The sequence below is a fragment of the Erysipelatoclostridium sp. An15 genome (genome assembly GCF_002160675.1).
Taxonomy (GTDB): domain Bacteria; phylum Bacillota_I; class Bacilli_A; order Erysipelotrichales; family Coprobacillaceae; genus Thomasclavelia; species Thomasclavelia merdavium.
This window is the reverse complement of sequence record NZ_NFLA01000027.1, coordinates 25,065-38,476: the sequence shown is the minus strand read 5'-3', so window position 1 is coordinate 38,476 and position 13,412 is coordinate 25,065. Positions and strand designations below refer to the sequence as shown.

The 13,412-nt window shown below is 29.4% G+C and carries 13 protein-coding genes; 6 read left to right on the top strand and 7 right to left on the bottom strand.

Going from position 1 to position 13,412, the window contains the following annotated elements:
• Window positions 1–228 precede the first annotated feature (228 nt).
• The 5 genes from B5E92_RS09420 to B5E92_RS09400 form a co-directional block, all read right to left on the bottom strand.
• The gene (locus B5E92_RS09420; protein ID WP_087301605.1) at window positions 229–1,269 is read right to left on the bottom strand and encodes a D-alanine--D-alanine ligase family protein; all 1,041 of its coding nucleotides are present in this window, start codon (window positions 1,267–1,269) and stop codon (window positions 229–231) included.
• Complete coding sequence (gene murF / locus B5E92_RS09415; RefSeq protein WP_087301603.1) at window positions 1,266–2,618, bottom strand: UDP-N-acetylmuramoyl-tripeptide--D-alanyl-D-alanine ligase; 1,353 nt, start codon at window positions 2,616–2,618, stop codon at window positions 1,266–1,268. The genes B5E92_RS09420 and murF overlap by 4 nt, the downstream gene beginning before the upstream one ends.
• Before the next feature lie 7 nt (window positions 2,619–2,625).
• Window positions 2,626–3,732: a zinc ribbon domain-containing protein gene (locus tag B5E92_RS15670; protein ID WP_087301609.1), complete on the bottom strand. Its 1,107-nt coding sequence runs from the start codon at window positions 3,730–3,732 to the stop codon at window positions 2,626–2,628.
• A gap of 98 nt (window positions 3,733–3,830) precedes the next feature.
• Window positions 3,831–5,243: a zinc ribbon domain-containing protein gene (locus B5E92_RS09405; RefSeq protein WP_087301601.1), complete on the bottom strand. Its 1,413-nt coding sequence runs from the start codon at window positions 5,241–5,243 to the stop codon at window positions 3,831–3,833.
• Between the two features lie 108 nt (window positions 5,244–5,351).
• The gene (locus tag B5E92_RS09400; RefSeq protein WP_087301599.1) at window positions 5,352–6,272 is read right to left on the bottom strand and encodes an AEC family transporter; all 921 of its coding nucleotides are present in this window, start codon (window positions 6,270–6,272) and stop codon (window positions 5,352–5,354) included.
• 92 nt (window positions 6,273–6,364) lie between these two features.
• On the opposite strand from B5E92_RS09400, the gene B5E92_RS09395 reads away from it, so the two are divergent.
• On the top strand, window positions 6,365–6,625 hold the full coding sequence (locus tag B5E92_RS09395) for a GIY-YIG nuclease family protein (RefSeq protein ID WP_087301597.1): 261 nt from the start codon (window positions 6,365–6,367) through the stop codon (window positions 6,623–6,625).
• A gap of 53 nt (window positions 6,626–6,678) precedes the next feature.
• Window positions 6,679–7,551 (top strand): methionyl aminopeptidase, encoded by an 873-nt coding sequence (locus B5E92_RS09390; RefSeq protein ID WP_087301595.1) that lies wholly within the window; start codon window positions 6,679–6,681, stop codon window positions 7,549–7,551.
• Window positions 7,552–7,600: 49 nt separating this feature from the next.
• Here B5E92_RS09390 and B5E92_RS09385 read toward each other — a convergent pair whose 3' ends face one another.
• Together B5E92_RS09385 and B5E92_RS09380 are read right to left on the bottom strand one after the other, a co-directional pair.
• The gene (locus B5E92_RS09385) at window positions 7,601–8,677 is read right to left on the bottom strand and encodes a metallophosphoesterase (protein WP_087301593.1); all 1,077 of its coding nucleotides are present in this window, start codon (window positions 8,675–8,677) and stop codon (window positions 7,601–7,603) included.
• A gap of 26 nt (window positions 8,678–8,703) precedes the next feature.
• Window positions 8,704–9,270 carry a TetR/AcrR family transcriptional regulator gene (locus tag B5E92_RS09380; protein ID WP_087301591.1) on the bottom strand — a complete coding sequence of 189 codons (567 nt, stop codon included), beginning with the start codon at window positions 9,268–9,270 and terminating at the stop codon, window positions 8,704–8,706.
• A 133-nt stretch (window positions 9,271–9,403) separates the two neighbouring features.
• On the opposite strand from B5E92_RS09380, the gene B5E92_RS09375 reads away from it, so the two are divergent.
• The 4 genes from B5E92_RS09375 (at window position 9,404) to B5E92_RS09360 (ending at window position 13,383) form a co-directional block, all read left to right on the top strand.
• Window positions 9,404–11,392, top strand: coding sequence for an FAD-dependent oxidoreductase (locus tag B5E92_RS09375; protein ID WP_087301589.1), 1,989 nt, complete (start codon window positions 9,404–9,406; stop codon window positions 11,390–11,392).
• Window positions 11,393–11,501: 109 nt separating this feature from the next.
• Entirely contained in the window at window positions 11,502–11,873 is a 372-nt protein-coding gene (locus tag B5E92_RS09370; protein ID WP_087301587.1) for a GntR family transcriptional regulator, read from the top strand.
• Window positions 11,874–11,875: 2 nt separating this feature from the next.
• On the top strand, window positions 11,876–12,727 hold the full coding sequence (locus B5E92_RS09365; RefSeq protein WP_087301585.1) for an ABC transporter ATP-binding protein: 852 nt from the start codon (window positions 11,876–11,878) through the stop codon (window positions 12,725–12,727).
• The gene (locus tag B5E92_RS09360; protein ID WP_087301583.1) at window positions 12,724–13,383 is read left to right on the top strand and encodes an ABC-2 transporter permease; all 660 of its coding nucleotides are present in this window, start codon (window positions 12,724–12,726) and stop codon (window positions 13,381–13,383) included. Before B5E92_RS09365 ends, B5E92_RS09360 begins: the two co-directional genes overlap by 4 nt.
• The last annotated feature ends 29 nt before the right edge of the window (window positions 13,384–13,412 follow it).

Genomic DNA, 13,412 nt, shown 5'->3' with positions numbered 1-13,412 from the left:
CCACCAGTTACTAAAGATAAATAAGTTTGATTATAAAAAAACATCTTATTGGCATATTTCATATTAACACTCCATTACTATAATATTTAAATAATTTTTATTGTTTAATATGCCAAAGTCATTTTAAAGACAGTTATATTATAACATATAAAATACTATATATTATCTCAAATTTATCTCATTTTTATAAGCAATAGATATACAAAAAAAAAAAGAACCCGCAGGTTCTTATCTTTGCATTGCTAAAACGATTAAACGATCAAGCAATTCAGAATAACTTATTCCAAAATCCTCCATTAACTGAGGATACATTGAAATCTTTGTAAAGCCAGGCATTGTGTTAATTTCATTTAAATAAACTTTATTAGTCTTTTTATCCAAGAAAAAGTCTACTCGACTTAAACCATGTCCATCAACTGCTTTAAATACCTTAATAGCATATTGACGAATCTGTTCTTGAATCTTTTCATCAACTAATGCTGGAATACAAGTTTTACTTTCTTCATCTTCGTATTTAGATTCAAATGTATAAAACTCACCATGTGGCATAATTTGCCCTACTCTAGAGACAATAACATCATCATTACCTAAAACTGCTGTTTCTAATTCAATACAATCGATACATTCTTCTACTACGATATGACGATCATATTTACCAGCTTCCATTAATTTAGCCATTAAATCTGATTGTTTATCACAGCGATAGCACCCTACACTACTACCAGAGCGACTAGCTTTAATAAAACAAGGGAACCCAATTTGTTCACCAATATATTCTTCAACATTACTGATTTCATCAAAATTTTGATCTACTACAACTAATTTATCATCATAGCGTTTTTTTACATACACTGATTTTACTTGAGGAATTCCTACTGTATCTAAAATCTTTTTAGTATAGATTTTATCCATTGCCACACTAGAGCCTAAAACTCTACAACCAACATATGGTAATTGAGTAAGTTCAAATAAACCTTGAATTGTTCCATCTTCACCATATAAACCATGTAATACTGGTAAAGCCACATCTTGACTTTTAAGCAATCCATAAACATCTTCAACCGGTCTGCTATTATCAAGCCAGCTATCTTTCGCTAAATCTGTTTGTTTTTGATCTAAATAATACCATTTACCATCAGTAGTTATTCCTACTAATGTTAATTCATATTTATCCTTATTTAAGTTATTTAAAACTGAAGTACAAGACATTCTTGATACAATATGTTCACTAGATTGTCCGCCACATAAAACTAATAATTTTTGTTTCATGAAAATTTCTCCTCTATTTTAGTAACGACATCTTTGAGTTTCATCCCATTAGACCCCTTCAATAAAACAACATCGTTACTTTGTAAATTATTCTGTAAATAATTTATCACTTCTTGATTATCTTGACAATAGAAAATAGCATCCATTTTCATCTCTTTAGCACCATCAACAATATATTTAGCTTCTTTACCGACAGCAACTAAAACATCAATATTCTTTTTAGCAACATATTCACCTACTCTTTGGTGAATTTCTTGGCTAAAATCACCTAATTCAAGCATATCTGCAAGAACCGCAACCTTTCTTCGATTATATGTTGCTAGTACATCTAAGCTCGATTTCATTGAATCTTCACTAGCATTATATGTTCCATCGATTAAAGTTATTTTATTTTTTAACTCAATAACATCCATTCTCTTTTTAGTTAATTCAAATTCTTTAATCCCTTGGATACATTTATCAATACTTATATTTAATTTATGACCAATCGCAATAGCAATCAAAGCATTTAAAATAAAATGTTTTCCTGGTACCGGTACATAAACAGAATATTTTTTATTTTCATATTCTATTTCAAATTCACTATGATCGTCCTTTAAAATAACATTATCAGCTTTAAAATCACCACCATTATCAACTGCTACTGTTAACAGTTGCAAACGATCAATTTGTACTTTAGATAACATATCATTATCATTATTAATAACAAGGGTGCTGCCATCTTTCATACCAGCAATGATCTCTAATTTAGCCTTTAAAATATTTTCACGACTACCTAACTCACCAATATGTGCCGTTCCAACATTAGTAATTGCACTTATATCAGGATTGGCTATCAATGATAATTCTTCCATCTCTTTAAGATGATTCATTCCCATTTCTAATACCATTACTTGTTCATCTTGCAATCTTAAAATCGTTAACGGCAAACCAATATTATTATTATAATTTCCTTCTGTTTTTAATGTTCGATATTGTTGTTTAATAACACTATATACCATATCCCGGGTACTAGTTTTACCAACACTACCTGTAATCCCTACGACAATAACATCACGATGATTTCTTAAATAATGTGCCATATCCTGTAAGGCTTTTAAAGTATCTTTTACTAAGATAACAATATGTTTATTATCATCAATTACTCGATCTGTAATAATAGCACTAGCACCATTATCAAAAGCACTTTGTATAAAATCGTGACCATCAAAACGTTCACCAATAATTGGAATATACATCATGCCATTACTTACTTTTCGACTATCTTGACTAAACCCTGTAATTTCTAATTCGCTATCTCCACTAAGTAATTTACCATCAGTAGCTGCTAGTATTTCTTTTACTTTCATCTTCTACTTAAACCTCATTTCCTATTAATCCTGATTGATTTTCAGTTAATGATTTACTAGTTCCATCAAGATTAACAATTTGATATGAAAATTGATTATAGTCTTCAGTTGATAATACTAATAATTGTTCACCGATAACTTCAAATGTCATATCAGTGATACTTGTATATATTTCTTCAACATTTTTACCATCACGATCCATTTGATATAGTGTATTATCTTCTTGAACGATCAATTTATCACCAATCATATTGATAAGTTCCAAATTAGCACTTTCATAAATCAGCTTCTCGTCACCATCTAGATTACAACGCATTACTCCTTGATCAGTTAAATAATACAAATACACTCCATCATAAGTATATAAAGAAGTATTTTCACCTAACACTTGTTTATCCTTACCTTCTAAAGATATCGAAATCAATTCATTATCTAGATTAGTATAAAAAATCCGTTTTTCTTTTTGATCAACCATTAAACAATAAGAAACTTCATCATTAATTTTAGTATCCTGATTACTACTTAAGTCTAAACAATGAATCGATTCATTATCTTCATCATTTTGATAATAAACTAAATTATCAATTTTATGAACATAATAAACATTCATCAATAATACATCTTCTTGTCGTGAAACCTTATCCATTTTAATATAATTATTATCAGCATCTAAGTAATAATAATTATTTTCATCTTCACTAAATGCCGTATAATAACCATCTAAAACAACTTCCTGACTAGAATAATCACTATTAAATTTTACTAACTGTTGATTGATCGTAATATAAATATTTTCATTCTGGATAGAACTAATCCCTAAATAATTGATATTTGTCGCTTGACTATAAAGACCATCTTTTGCTTCAGCTGAAATACCAGAGCCATTACCAGAATCACTAGTAGTAGTTTCATTAGAACTTTTAACTTCCATATCATCAAGATACATGTGCATTGGCACTGTAATTAAAGCTAAAACAATAAAAATAGCCCAGATTTTTTTATCTAACCAATAGTTTTTCGTATCAGCCTCACTCTTTTCTACTGGTGTACCACATTCAGGGCAAAATAAATCTTCATCATTTAAAACCGTACCGCATTTTTTGCATTTTATCATCAAATCACCTACTTTTTTAATGATTTCATTTTACCATATTGCATTTATGAAAAAAAGACTTAACTCTAAATGGGCTAAGCCTTTTATAATCCATATCATTAATTCATTAACGTATCTAACGAACAAATTTGACCATCAGTTGTAGCAATATACCAGCTATAACCACTATCATAACGGTTAAATAAAACATATTCTCCTAAGATATTAAAACTATCAACACCATCAACAATTTCAGTATAACTTTCATCTTCAAAGTTATAATACATTAAATTCTCATTATCATCTAAATACACAATTCCATCATCAACAACCGTAAATTCATATAACGAATCTTCAATTTGTATACTCTCACTGTCATCACTTAAATTATAAACGTTAACTCCATAAATACTTTGATAATACAACAATGATCCATCAACATAAAAGTTTGAATAACAACTAATATAATATTCACCAACAACGTTACCATTTAAATCCATTGTTTGAATCTTTTCACCATCAGCTAAATAAACAAGCTCACTATTTACATCAAAGAAAAAACCATAAGTATAATCATCATACAAACAAGTAGAGGTATTATTGCTATACAAATATAGCTCATTATTGCTATTAGTAGTATAGATAAATCGTCCCTGACCTATTGGCAGCACTGTATTTTTATTAAACAAGAATACTTCCTCTTGATTAGTTAAATTATAACAATAATATTCATCATAATAACCACAATATAAATTATCCCCTTCTACATACAAAGATGTACTACCAGGTACTGTTAATGTATTAATTGTTGCTAATTCATTATCTGTAACATAAACATTATCCTCATAGCCAAAATAAATTTGGTCATTATTAAAATACACATGATTGTCTTGATTATAATTACCAGCATTTTCTAATGGTGTATTTGTTTCAGTAATATTAGCTGTAGTGAAGTCATCTGATAAAACAGCTCTTTCAGTTGTTGTTTCTTCAAAACTAAAATCATTATCAATAAAGTTAATAAGTATTTCAAATAAAAAACTACCAACTGTAATCAACAAAGTAAGTCCAGCAATAATATTAGGAATTCTTGATTTATTAGTTTTTTTCTTACGACGATCTCTTCTAAAATTTAAGGCATTACGTGCTTCTTCAAACCTTCTTTTTATCTCTTCATTGCCTATTTTATAATCATACATTTCCAATGGCTGGAAAGAAGGAATTTTAGTTTTACTTTTGCTATTAGTATGTACATTTCTAATTTTTTGATTGGAATTATTTATTGTTTTTTGATTATTATAACTAACTGTTGTTTTATTATTTTTAGGAAAATTATGATTATTAACATAATATTTAGAAACATCTGTTGTACTTTGTTTAATCAATGGGTTACCACAATTGTTACAACGAATCTGATTGTAATGAATCCGTTTTTGACATACTGGACAAACTTTCTTTTTCTTATACGATTGTCCACATAACGGACAAGTCAAACTGTTTTTAAAATGATAACCACAATTATTGCATATCATTATATCACTCTCCCCCCACATTATATGATTTTAACGAAATTTTATTATCGACAAAATATACCCTTTGTTTTATTTTATCACAAATAAAAATATCCTGCTATCTTCTAACTAAATAACCATATTAATGATTACACATAGTAAAGGAATCGTAAACAATGATAATGCGGTTGATAAAAAGACAATTTCTACTGCCAGTTTAGAATCCCCATTATATTTTTCTGCTAAGATGGCTGTTGTACTACCAGCTGGCATCCCGGCTAATACCGTAGCTACTGAAGTTACTAATGGTGGTAATGAAGCCAAAGTACATCCAGTTAAAACTACTAGTGGAATTATTATTAATCTGATAAAACTATAATAAATAGTTAAATAACTAATTACATCACGAAAACGAATTTCCGCTAAAATTCCTCCAATTACAAGCATCGATAAAACCATTGTACAATTACTTAACGACTGAATAGAAACAGTAAGAAAATTAGGTAATTGAACTTGACTAATCATAATAATCATCCCAATAACTACGGCAATAATACAAGGATGAGTAATAACTTTTTTAACTACATCTTTTCCTTTAGCGTTAGTAAAACAAGCCACGCCCCCCGACCACATGACAATTCGCTGTGGAATTAGATATATTGAAGCAAACAGTAAGCCATCTAAGCCATATAATCCTTGGATTAAAGGTGAACCCATAAATCCCGCATTAGAACAAATCGTTCCATACTGTAAAACACTTTGTTGTCTTGACGAAGCTTTATAAAAAAAGTATTTACCAAAAATCTGACAAGCTAATTGAATAACTATCGATACAATTAGTATTTCTAAACCACTAATAATAATTTCACTATTCATTTCAATCATAAAAGAATAAATAATATTCGCTGGTAAAATTATATTAATGACTAAATCCGTTAAACTTTTACGATTTTCTTTTGAAATGATGTTTAACTTTCTTAAAATATAACCAATAATAATGAAAATAAATATTTCAATTTGTAAATCTATTAAGTTATTAAAATCAACCATAATATCACCCCATTGTTTGTATCTTACCGTAAAAAAATAATTTAGTCATCAAAAATATGCAATTACTGTTATAATAACTATCAGGTGAGATGATGAAAAAAAATTATGTTTATATTGTCGAATGTAATGATCATAGCTATTATACTGGCTGGACCACTGATTTAAAAAAGCGAATTGCCACTCATAATAATGGTCATGGTGCTAAATACACCCGTGCTAGACGACCAGTAAAATTAGTTTACTTTGAAGAATTCATTGATAAAAGCAGTGCTTTGAAAAGAGAATATTTTATAAAACAATTATCCCATAAACAAAAAGAAGCATTGATTAATAAAAATGTTAGTCTTGACTAATTGGCAAGTCTATAACAACGTGTTATACTAAATTAAAAGAAAGAAGGCAAGATATGAAAATAAATAGAAACGATCCCTGCTGGTGTGGGAGTGAAAAAAAATATAAAAAATGTCACTTACAATTTGATGAAAAACTAAAAGAATTAAAATTAGCTGGTAAAAAGATACCAACTAGAAAAATGATCAAAAACGAAGCTCAAATCGAAGGTATTCGTAAAGCAGCTGCAATTAACTCAGGTTTACTTGACTATATCGAAGAACATATTCACGCTGGAATGGCAACTGAAGAAATTGATATTATGGCTAAAGAATATACTGAAAAATATCATGCAACTTGTGCTGACTATCAATACATGGGTTTCCCTAAACACATCTGTGTTTCTATTAACGATGTTGTTTGTCATGGTATTCCTAGCAAAGATATCATTTTACAAGAAGGTGATATTGTCAACGTCGATGCAACAACTATGTTAGATGGTTACTATGCTGATGCTTCAAGAATGTTCATGATTGGAAATGTTAGTCCTGAAGCAAAAAAACTAGTTGAAGATACTAAAAAAGCATTAGAAATCGGAATTGCTTCAATTGTTCCTTATCAAAGCTGTGTTGGTGATATTGGTAAAGCTATTGAAACTTTTGCTAAAGCTAATAATTATAGTGTTGTTCGTGAATTCTGTGGTCACGGTGTTGGTTTAGCGATTCATGAAGATCCTTATGTCTTCCATTTTGAACCAAATGAAAGAACAGTGACTTTAGTTCCAGGAATGGTTTTTACGATTGAACCAATGTTGAATCTTGGTAAACGTGATGTTTTTGTTGATGCTGATGATGAATGGACAGTTTACACTGAAGATGGATCGCTTTCAGCTCAATGGGAACATACATTATTAGTTACTGAAGATGGTGTTGAAATTATTTCTAAATAATAAATAATAAAGATGATTTTATTGAAAGTAATAAAATCATCTTTTTATTTTAATCAACATTGATTACTACATATTCACTTGGAGCCCCGGTTTTAATTGGATAGCGCCATCCAGCAATTCCACTAGTAGTAATCGCTGTAAAATCACCAATATTTCTTTGCCCATAGACAAGAGTATCTGATGTTAAAGTCTGAAAAAAGCGCATTGGAAAAAGCTGTCCACCATGAGTATGCCCTGATAATTGTAAATCAATTTTTAATGTAGCGTTTGTTTCTAAATCTAAAGGCTGGTGATCTAAAACAATTGTATAATTGTCTTTTTTATCTTTTGGAATTAATGCAGTCAAATCAGCCATCGAAGCGCGATTATTAGTTTGCCAAAAACTAGCATCACTACGCCCAATAATATTTATATTATCTAAACAGACTACCTCATCATTTAAAACCTGGATTCCATTAGCTTCAAGATTAGCAGCAATCTGTTCTGGTGTAAATTCAATCCCCTGATAATTTGCTCGTTCATGATTTCCATAAACAAAATAAATTCCTTGATTATTTTTAATACTTCCTAGTATCTTACTTGCATCTATCATATCTTGATAGGGAGTATTTTCATCAAAAATATCTCCTGTCAAAACAACAATATCAGCATTCTCTTCACTCATTTCTTTACAATAACTGTCCAATTCACTAACACTCATTGAAGTTGACATATGCAAATCAGCTATTTCAATAATCTTTAAATCATCTATTTTAGAACTTGATAATTGATAATTAGTAGCTACCACATGTTTAATATTATAATAGCCATAACCTAGCACGATCCCCGTAACTAACACACCTAAAATTCCACTTGTAAAAGTAAACTGATAAATACTAAATCTTTTTAAAACAAGATTTAATAACTCTAAAATAATCATGATAACTAAAAAATGATAATAGATAGTTCCATATAAATTTAAAATATTAATTGCTGGAAAAGAAAGCAAAGTAAAAATTAAAGCAATTGTAAAAACTATCAAGGGAGTAGTATGAATATTTAATATTGTTCTTAAAAAACGTCTAATAAAAAATGTAAAATAAATTATCCCTGGTATGATTGCAATCAACCCTAAATATCGATACATATTTACCTCCTTACCGTATGCTATATTTATTTTAGCCTGTGTTCAATTAAAAAATGCAAGTATTCTATCGTTAAAATAATTTGTTCATCGATCCATTCAACAATATCTTCTTCATATTTAATTAAAAAATTAAAAATTCGTCCGCGACAAAAATCTAATATTAGCCAGGTAATTTTTTTTGCCTGCATCTTATCTTGAACCATTTTTTCTATTTCATTAAATAACACAATGAAAACATCACGCTTTTCATCAAAATAATAATTATCATAATGATTTAAATGACAACTATATAAAGTACGATAAACACGCAATGGTTCAATATCTACCATATTATAATAAGTAGTAAGAATCAACTTTATATTTTCTAGTGGTGTTTGATCTAATTTTAAGTTTTTAAACTGTTCATCTAATTGGTGATAAACATACAAAAGTGCTTCTTCTTTACTTGAAAAGTAAATATAAAAAGTTCCAACTGCAATATTTGCTTTTTGACAAATTTCACGAACTGAAATCTTATCTAATGATTTTTCATTGACTAAATCTTCAATTACTTGAATAATCTTAGCTCTTGTTTGTTTTCCTGTATCTTTCATTTAACCCTCTCATTTAACCCACCGTTTTAAATTATTTTCATTTTACATTGATAAGGTTGAAAAGACAAGTTGTAAGTTCTACCATAATAAATATGAACAAGTTCATATTTATTATGGTAGGAGGATAATTATTATGGAAAATGCTTTTAAGCCTTTATTTGAGTCAATGAAAATTGGAAATGTGGAAATTAAAAACAAATTTTTTATGGCTCCAATGGCAACAACTGTTATGTCTGATGAAAATCAATGTTATACACCACAAAGTGTTGAATACTACGTTGAAAGAGCTAAAGGTGGTGTTGGTTTAATCATTACTGGTGCTAACTGGGTGGATAATGATGTTGAACCTCATGCCCCTTCTTCATTCCCTTGTCCAAATAAAATGCCTAATCTTTATACTAAAATGGCAAGAGAAATGACTGATCGTGTTCATGCTTATGATACAAAAATCTTTTTGCAATTAACTGCTGGACTTGGAAGAAGTGCTTTACCTAACTTTGTAGCACCTCAAAATTTCGTTGCTCCAAGTAAAACTACAAACCGCTGGTTACCTAATGTTGAATGTCGTGAGTTAAAAACTGAAGAAATCGAAAAGATCGTTAAAGATTTCGGTAGTGCTGCTTTAATTGCTAAAGAAGCTGGTTTCGATGGTGTTGAAATTCATGCTGTTCATGAGGGTTATTTATTAGATTGCTTTACTATGAGTCTATTTAATCAACGTACTGACAAGTATGGTGGTGATTTGAAAGGTCGTTTAACTTTCGCAACTGAAATTGTTCAAGAAATCAAAAACAAATGTGGACAAGATTTCCCAGTTGTATTACGTTTTTCAATTAAAAGTTATATCAAAGCTTTACGTCAAGGTGGCTTACCTGGTGAAAAATTTGAAGAATTAGGACGTGATGTTGACGAAGCTATCGAAGCTATTAAAATTCTTCAAGATGCTGGATATGATGCATTTGATGCTGATGCTGGAACATATGATTCATGGTATTGGGCTCATCCACCTATGTATTTTGAAAAAGGTATGTATTTACCATTAGCTAGACAAATTCAAGGGGTTTCTAAAGTTCCTGTTATGGTAGCTGGAAGAATGGATGACCCTCAAATGGCTGTTAATGCATTAAACGAAGGTATTATTGATGCTGTTGGCTTAGGTCGACCTTTACTTACTGATCCTGATTACGTTAATAAACTTAAAACTGGTCATGAACAAGATATTCGTCCTTGCCTTGGTTGTCATGATGGCTGCTTTGGACGTTTATTACAACATGGTTTAGGAAGCTGTGCTGTTAACCCAGAATGTGGACGTGAATTCTTAGTAGGTATTAAAAAAGCCGAAACTAAAAAGAACGTAGTTGTTATTGGTGGTGGTCCAGGTGGAATGGAAGCTGCAAGAGTTAGTGCAATGCGTGGTCACAAAGTAACTTTATTTGAAGCTAAAGATCTCTTAGGTGGTGCTTTAAATATTGCTGGTGTTCCTGACTTTAAAGAAGATGACCGAGCTTTGGTTGCCTGGTATACTAAACAGCTAGAAGATTTAAATGTTGATGTTCGTTTAAATACTACTGCTACTAAAGAAATTATTGATGAATTACATCCAGATGCAGTATTTGTTGGTGAAGGTTCTACCCCTGCAATCCCTAAAATTCCTGGTGTAGAAAATGCTGTTTTAGCTCAAGAAGTTATGTTGGAAGAAGTTCCAGCTAAAGATAATATCGTTGTTATCGGTGGTGGTTTAGTTGGTTGTGAATTATCACTTCATTTAGCTAAACATGGTAAACATGTAACTATTGTTGAAGCTTTACCAGATATCTTAAAATCAGGTGCTCCATTACCTCCAATGAATGAATTTATGTTACGTGATTTATTAGCATTCAATGATGTTAAAATCAAAGCTAATGAACAAGTTACTGAAATCAAAGCTGATAGCGTTGTTTTAAATGATGAAACTATTGCTTGCAATCAAGTTGTTTTAGCTATTGGTTATCGTAGCAAACATAGTTTATTTGATCAAATTAAATATGATTATCCTGAAGTCTTCAACGTTGGAGATAGCCGTGATGTTCGTAATATTCGTAGTGCTATTTGGGATAGTTATGAAATTGCTCGTAATTTATAATATATCAATAAAAGGCAAGGCAAAGCGCCTTGTCTTTTTTATATAACAGTATATAACAGTTGACAACAGTTATATACTGTTATATACTGTTAATGAACGGAGGGTAGCAATGAAGATAATAATTAATAATACATCGATGATTCCTATTTATGAACAAATAGTAGAACAAATTAAAGCTTTAATAATTAATGGTGAATTAAAAGAAAATGATATCTTACCATCTGTCCGCTCTTTATCTAAAGATTTAAAAATAAGTGCTCTTACTGTAAAAAAAGCATATGATAACTTAGAACAAGAAGGCTTTACCAGTACCATTCATGGTAAAGGAACTTATGTTTTAGCTTCAAATAAAGAGTTATTAGTTGAAGAAAGAAAAAAAGAAATCGAAACCGATTTGGAAATGGCCATTCAAAAAGGTAGAAGATACGGTTTAACCGATGAAGAATTAAAAAACTTATTTATTATCATTTTGGAGGGTTAATCATGTTAGAAATCAAAAATATAAAGAAACATTATGATCATTTTACCTTAGACTGTTCTATGGAAATTAAGCCTGGTTTTATAACTGGTTTAATTGGACAAAATGGTTCCGGTAAAAGTACGACATTTAAAGCTGTTTTAGGTTTAATAACAATTGATAGTGGTTCAATTACGATCTTTGATAAAAATATTAGTGAACTCACTGCTCATGATAAGCAAAATATTGGTGTAGTCTTAGCTGATTCTGGTTTTAGTGGTTATTTAAGTATTAAAGATATTATTCCAGTTTTAAGTAATTTATATGATAAGTTTGATAAACAAAAATTTTTACGGCAATGTCAAAAATTAAATCTGCCACTAAATAAGAAGATCAAAGAGTTTTCAACTGGGATGAAAGCAAAATTAAAAGTAATTGTAGCATGTAGCCATCAAGCTAAATTATTAATTTTAGACGAACCAACTTCTGGTTTAGATGTTCTTGCCCGTGATGATATTCTTGATTTACTTAGAGATTACATCAGTGAAGATGAAACCCGTTCTATTTTGATTAGTTCGCATATTTCTAAAGATTTAGAAAGTTTATGTGATGATTTATACATGATTGATGATGGTAAAATTATCATGCATGAACAAACTGATCTTCTTTTAAGTGATTATGCAATATTAAAAATTAACGAAGCCCAGTTTAAATCTTTAGATTCTAAGTATATTTTAAAATACAAGTCAGAAAATTATGGTTATCAATGTTTGACGAATCAAAAACAGTTTTATTTGGATAATTATCCAGGGATCGTTATTGAAAATGGTAATATCGATGATTTGATTTTGATGATGATTAGAGGTGAAGATTTATGAAAGGCTTATTAATTAAAGATTTTAAATTAATGCTTAATCAAAAAAACTTTTTTATCTTAATTGTTTTAATATTAGGAGCAACAGCTTGTTTTTTAGATTTTGATTATTATTTTTTAATTGGCTATTTTATGTTTATTTGTTCTTTATTTACTATTAGTACTATTAGTTATGATGAATTTGATAATGGCAATGCTTTTTTATTCACCTTACCTTTTAGTCGTAGTCGTTATGTTGAGGAAAAATACTGTTTTGGTATTTTAGCTGGAACTTGCAGCTGGTTTTTAAGTTTTGTTATAACAACAATTATTCAAATGATAAATTTTAATAATTTTATTTTTAGTGACTGGATGTTATCAACATTAGTGATGCTTCCAATAATGTTTGTTATGTTAGCAATCTTAATTCCTTTTCAATTAAAGTACGGTAGTGAAAATGGTAGAATTGCAATTATTATTTTCTTAGGTGGCGGGTTTGTAGTTTGTTATTTATTAGCTAATTTACTTGCTCAAAGCCAAATAAATTTCAACTCATTAATTTCATTTATTAATAATGTTGATCCACTAATAATATTATTAATAATCTTTGCAATCTGTTTAGCTATTTTATTTGTTTCAATGAAAATCAGTAAACGAATTGTATTAAAAAAAGAATTTTAATTTAATCAAAAAAATGAGAAGATGAATAC

What these genes read in the sequence shown, in the direction of transcription:
- B5E92_RS09420 (WP_087301605.1), bottom strand. Translation starts at nt 1,269, where the DNA reads ATGAAACAAAAATTATTAGTTTTATGTGGCGGACAATCTAGTGAACAT.
- murF (WP_087301603.1), bottom strand. Translation starts at nt 2,618, where the DNA reads ATGAAAGTAAAAGAAATACTAGCAGCTACTGATGGTAAATTACTTAGT.
- B5E92_RS15670 (WP_087301609.1), bottom strand. Translation starts at nt 3,732, where the DNA reads ATGATAAAATGCAAAAAATGCGGTACGGTTTTAAATGATGAAGATTTA.
- B5E92_RS09405 (WP_087301601.1), bottom strand. Translation starts at nt 5,243, where the DNA reads ATGATATGCAATAATTGTGGTTATCATTTTAAAAACAGTTTGACTTGT.
- B5E92_RS09400 (WP_087301599.1), bottom strand. Translation starts at nt 6,272, where the DNA reads ATGGTTGATTTTAATAACTTAATAGATTTACAAATTGAAATATTTATT.
- B5E92_RS09395 (WP_087301597.1), top strand. Translation starts at nt 6,365, where the DNA reads ATGAAAAAAAATTATGTTTATATTGTCGAATGTAATGATCATAGCTAT.
- B5E92_RS09390 (WP_087301595.1), top strand. Translation starts at nt 6,679, where the DNA reads ATGAAAATAAATAGAAACGATCCCTGCTGGTGTGGGAGTGAAAAAAAA.
- B5E92_RS09385 (WP_087301593.1), bottom strand. Translation starts at nt 8,677, where the DNA reads ATGTATCGATATTTAGGGTTGATTGCAATCATACCAGGGATAATTTAT.
- B5E92_RS09380 (WP_087301591.1), bottom strand. Translation starts at nt 9,270, where the DNA reads ATGAAAGATACAGGAAAACAAACAAGAGCTAAGATTATTCAAGTAATT.
- B5E92_RS09375 (WP_087301589.1), top strand. Translation starts at nt 9,404, where the DNA reads ATGGAAAATGCTTTTAAGCCTTTATTTGAGTCAATGAAAATTGGAAAT.
- B5E92_RS09370 (WP_087301587.1), top strand. Translation starts at nt 11,502, where the DNA reads ATGAAGATAATAATTAATAATACATCGATGATTCCTATTTATGAACAA.
- B5E92_RS09365 (WP_087301585.1), top strand. Translation starts at nt 11,876, where the DNA reads ATGTTAGAAATCAAAAATATAAAGAAACATTATGATCATTTTACCTTA.
- B5E92_RS09360 (WP_087301583.1), top strand. Translation starts at nt 12,724, where the DNA reads ATGAAAGGCTTATTAATTAAAGATTTTAAATTAATGCTTAATCAAAAA.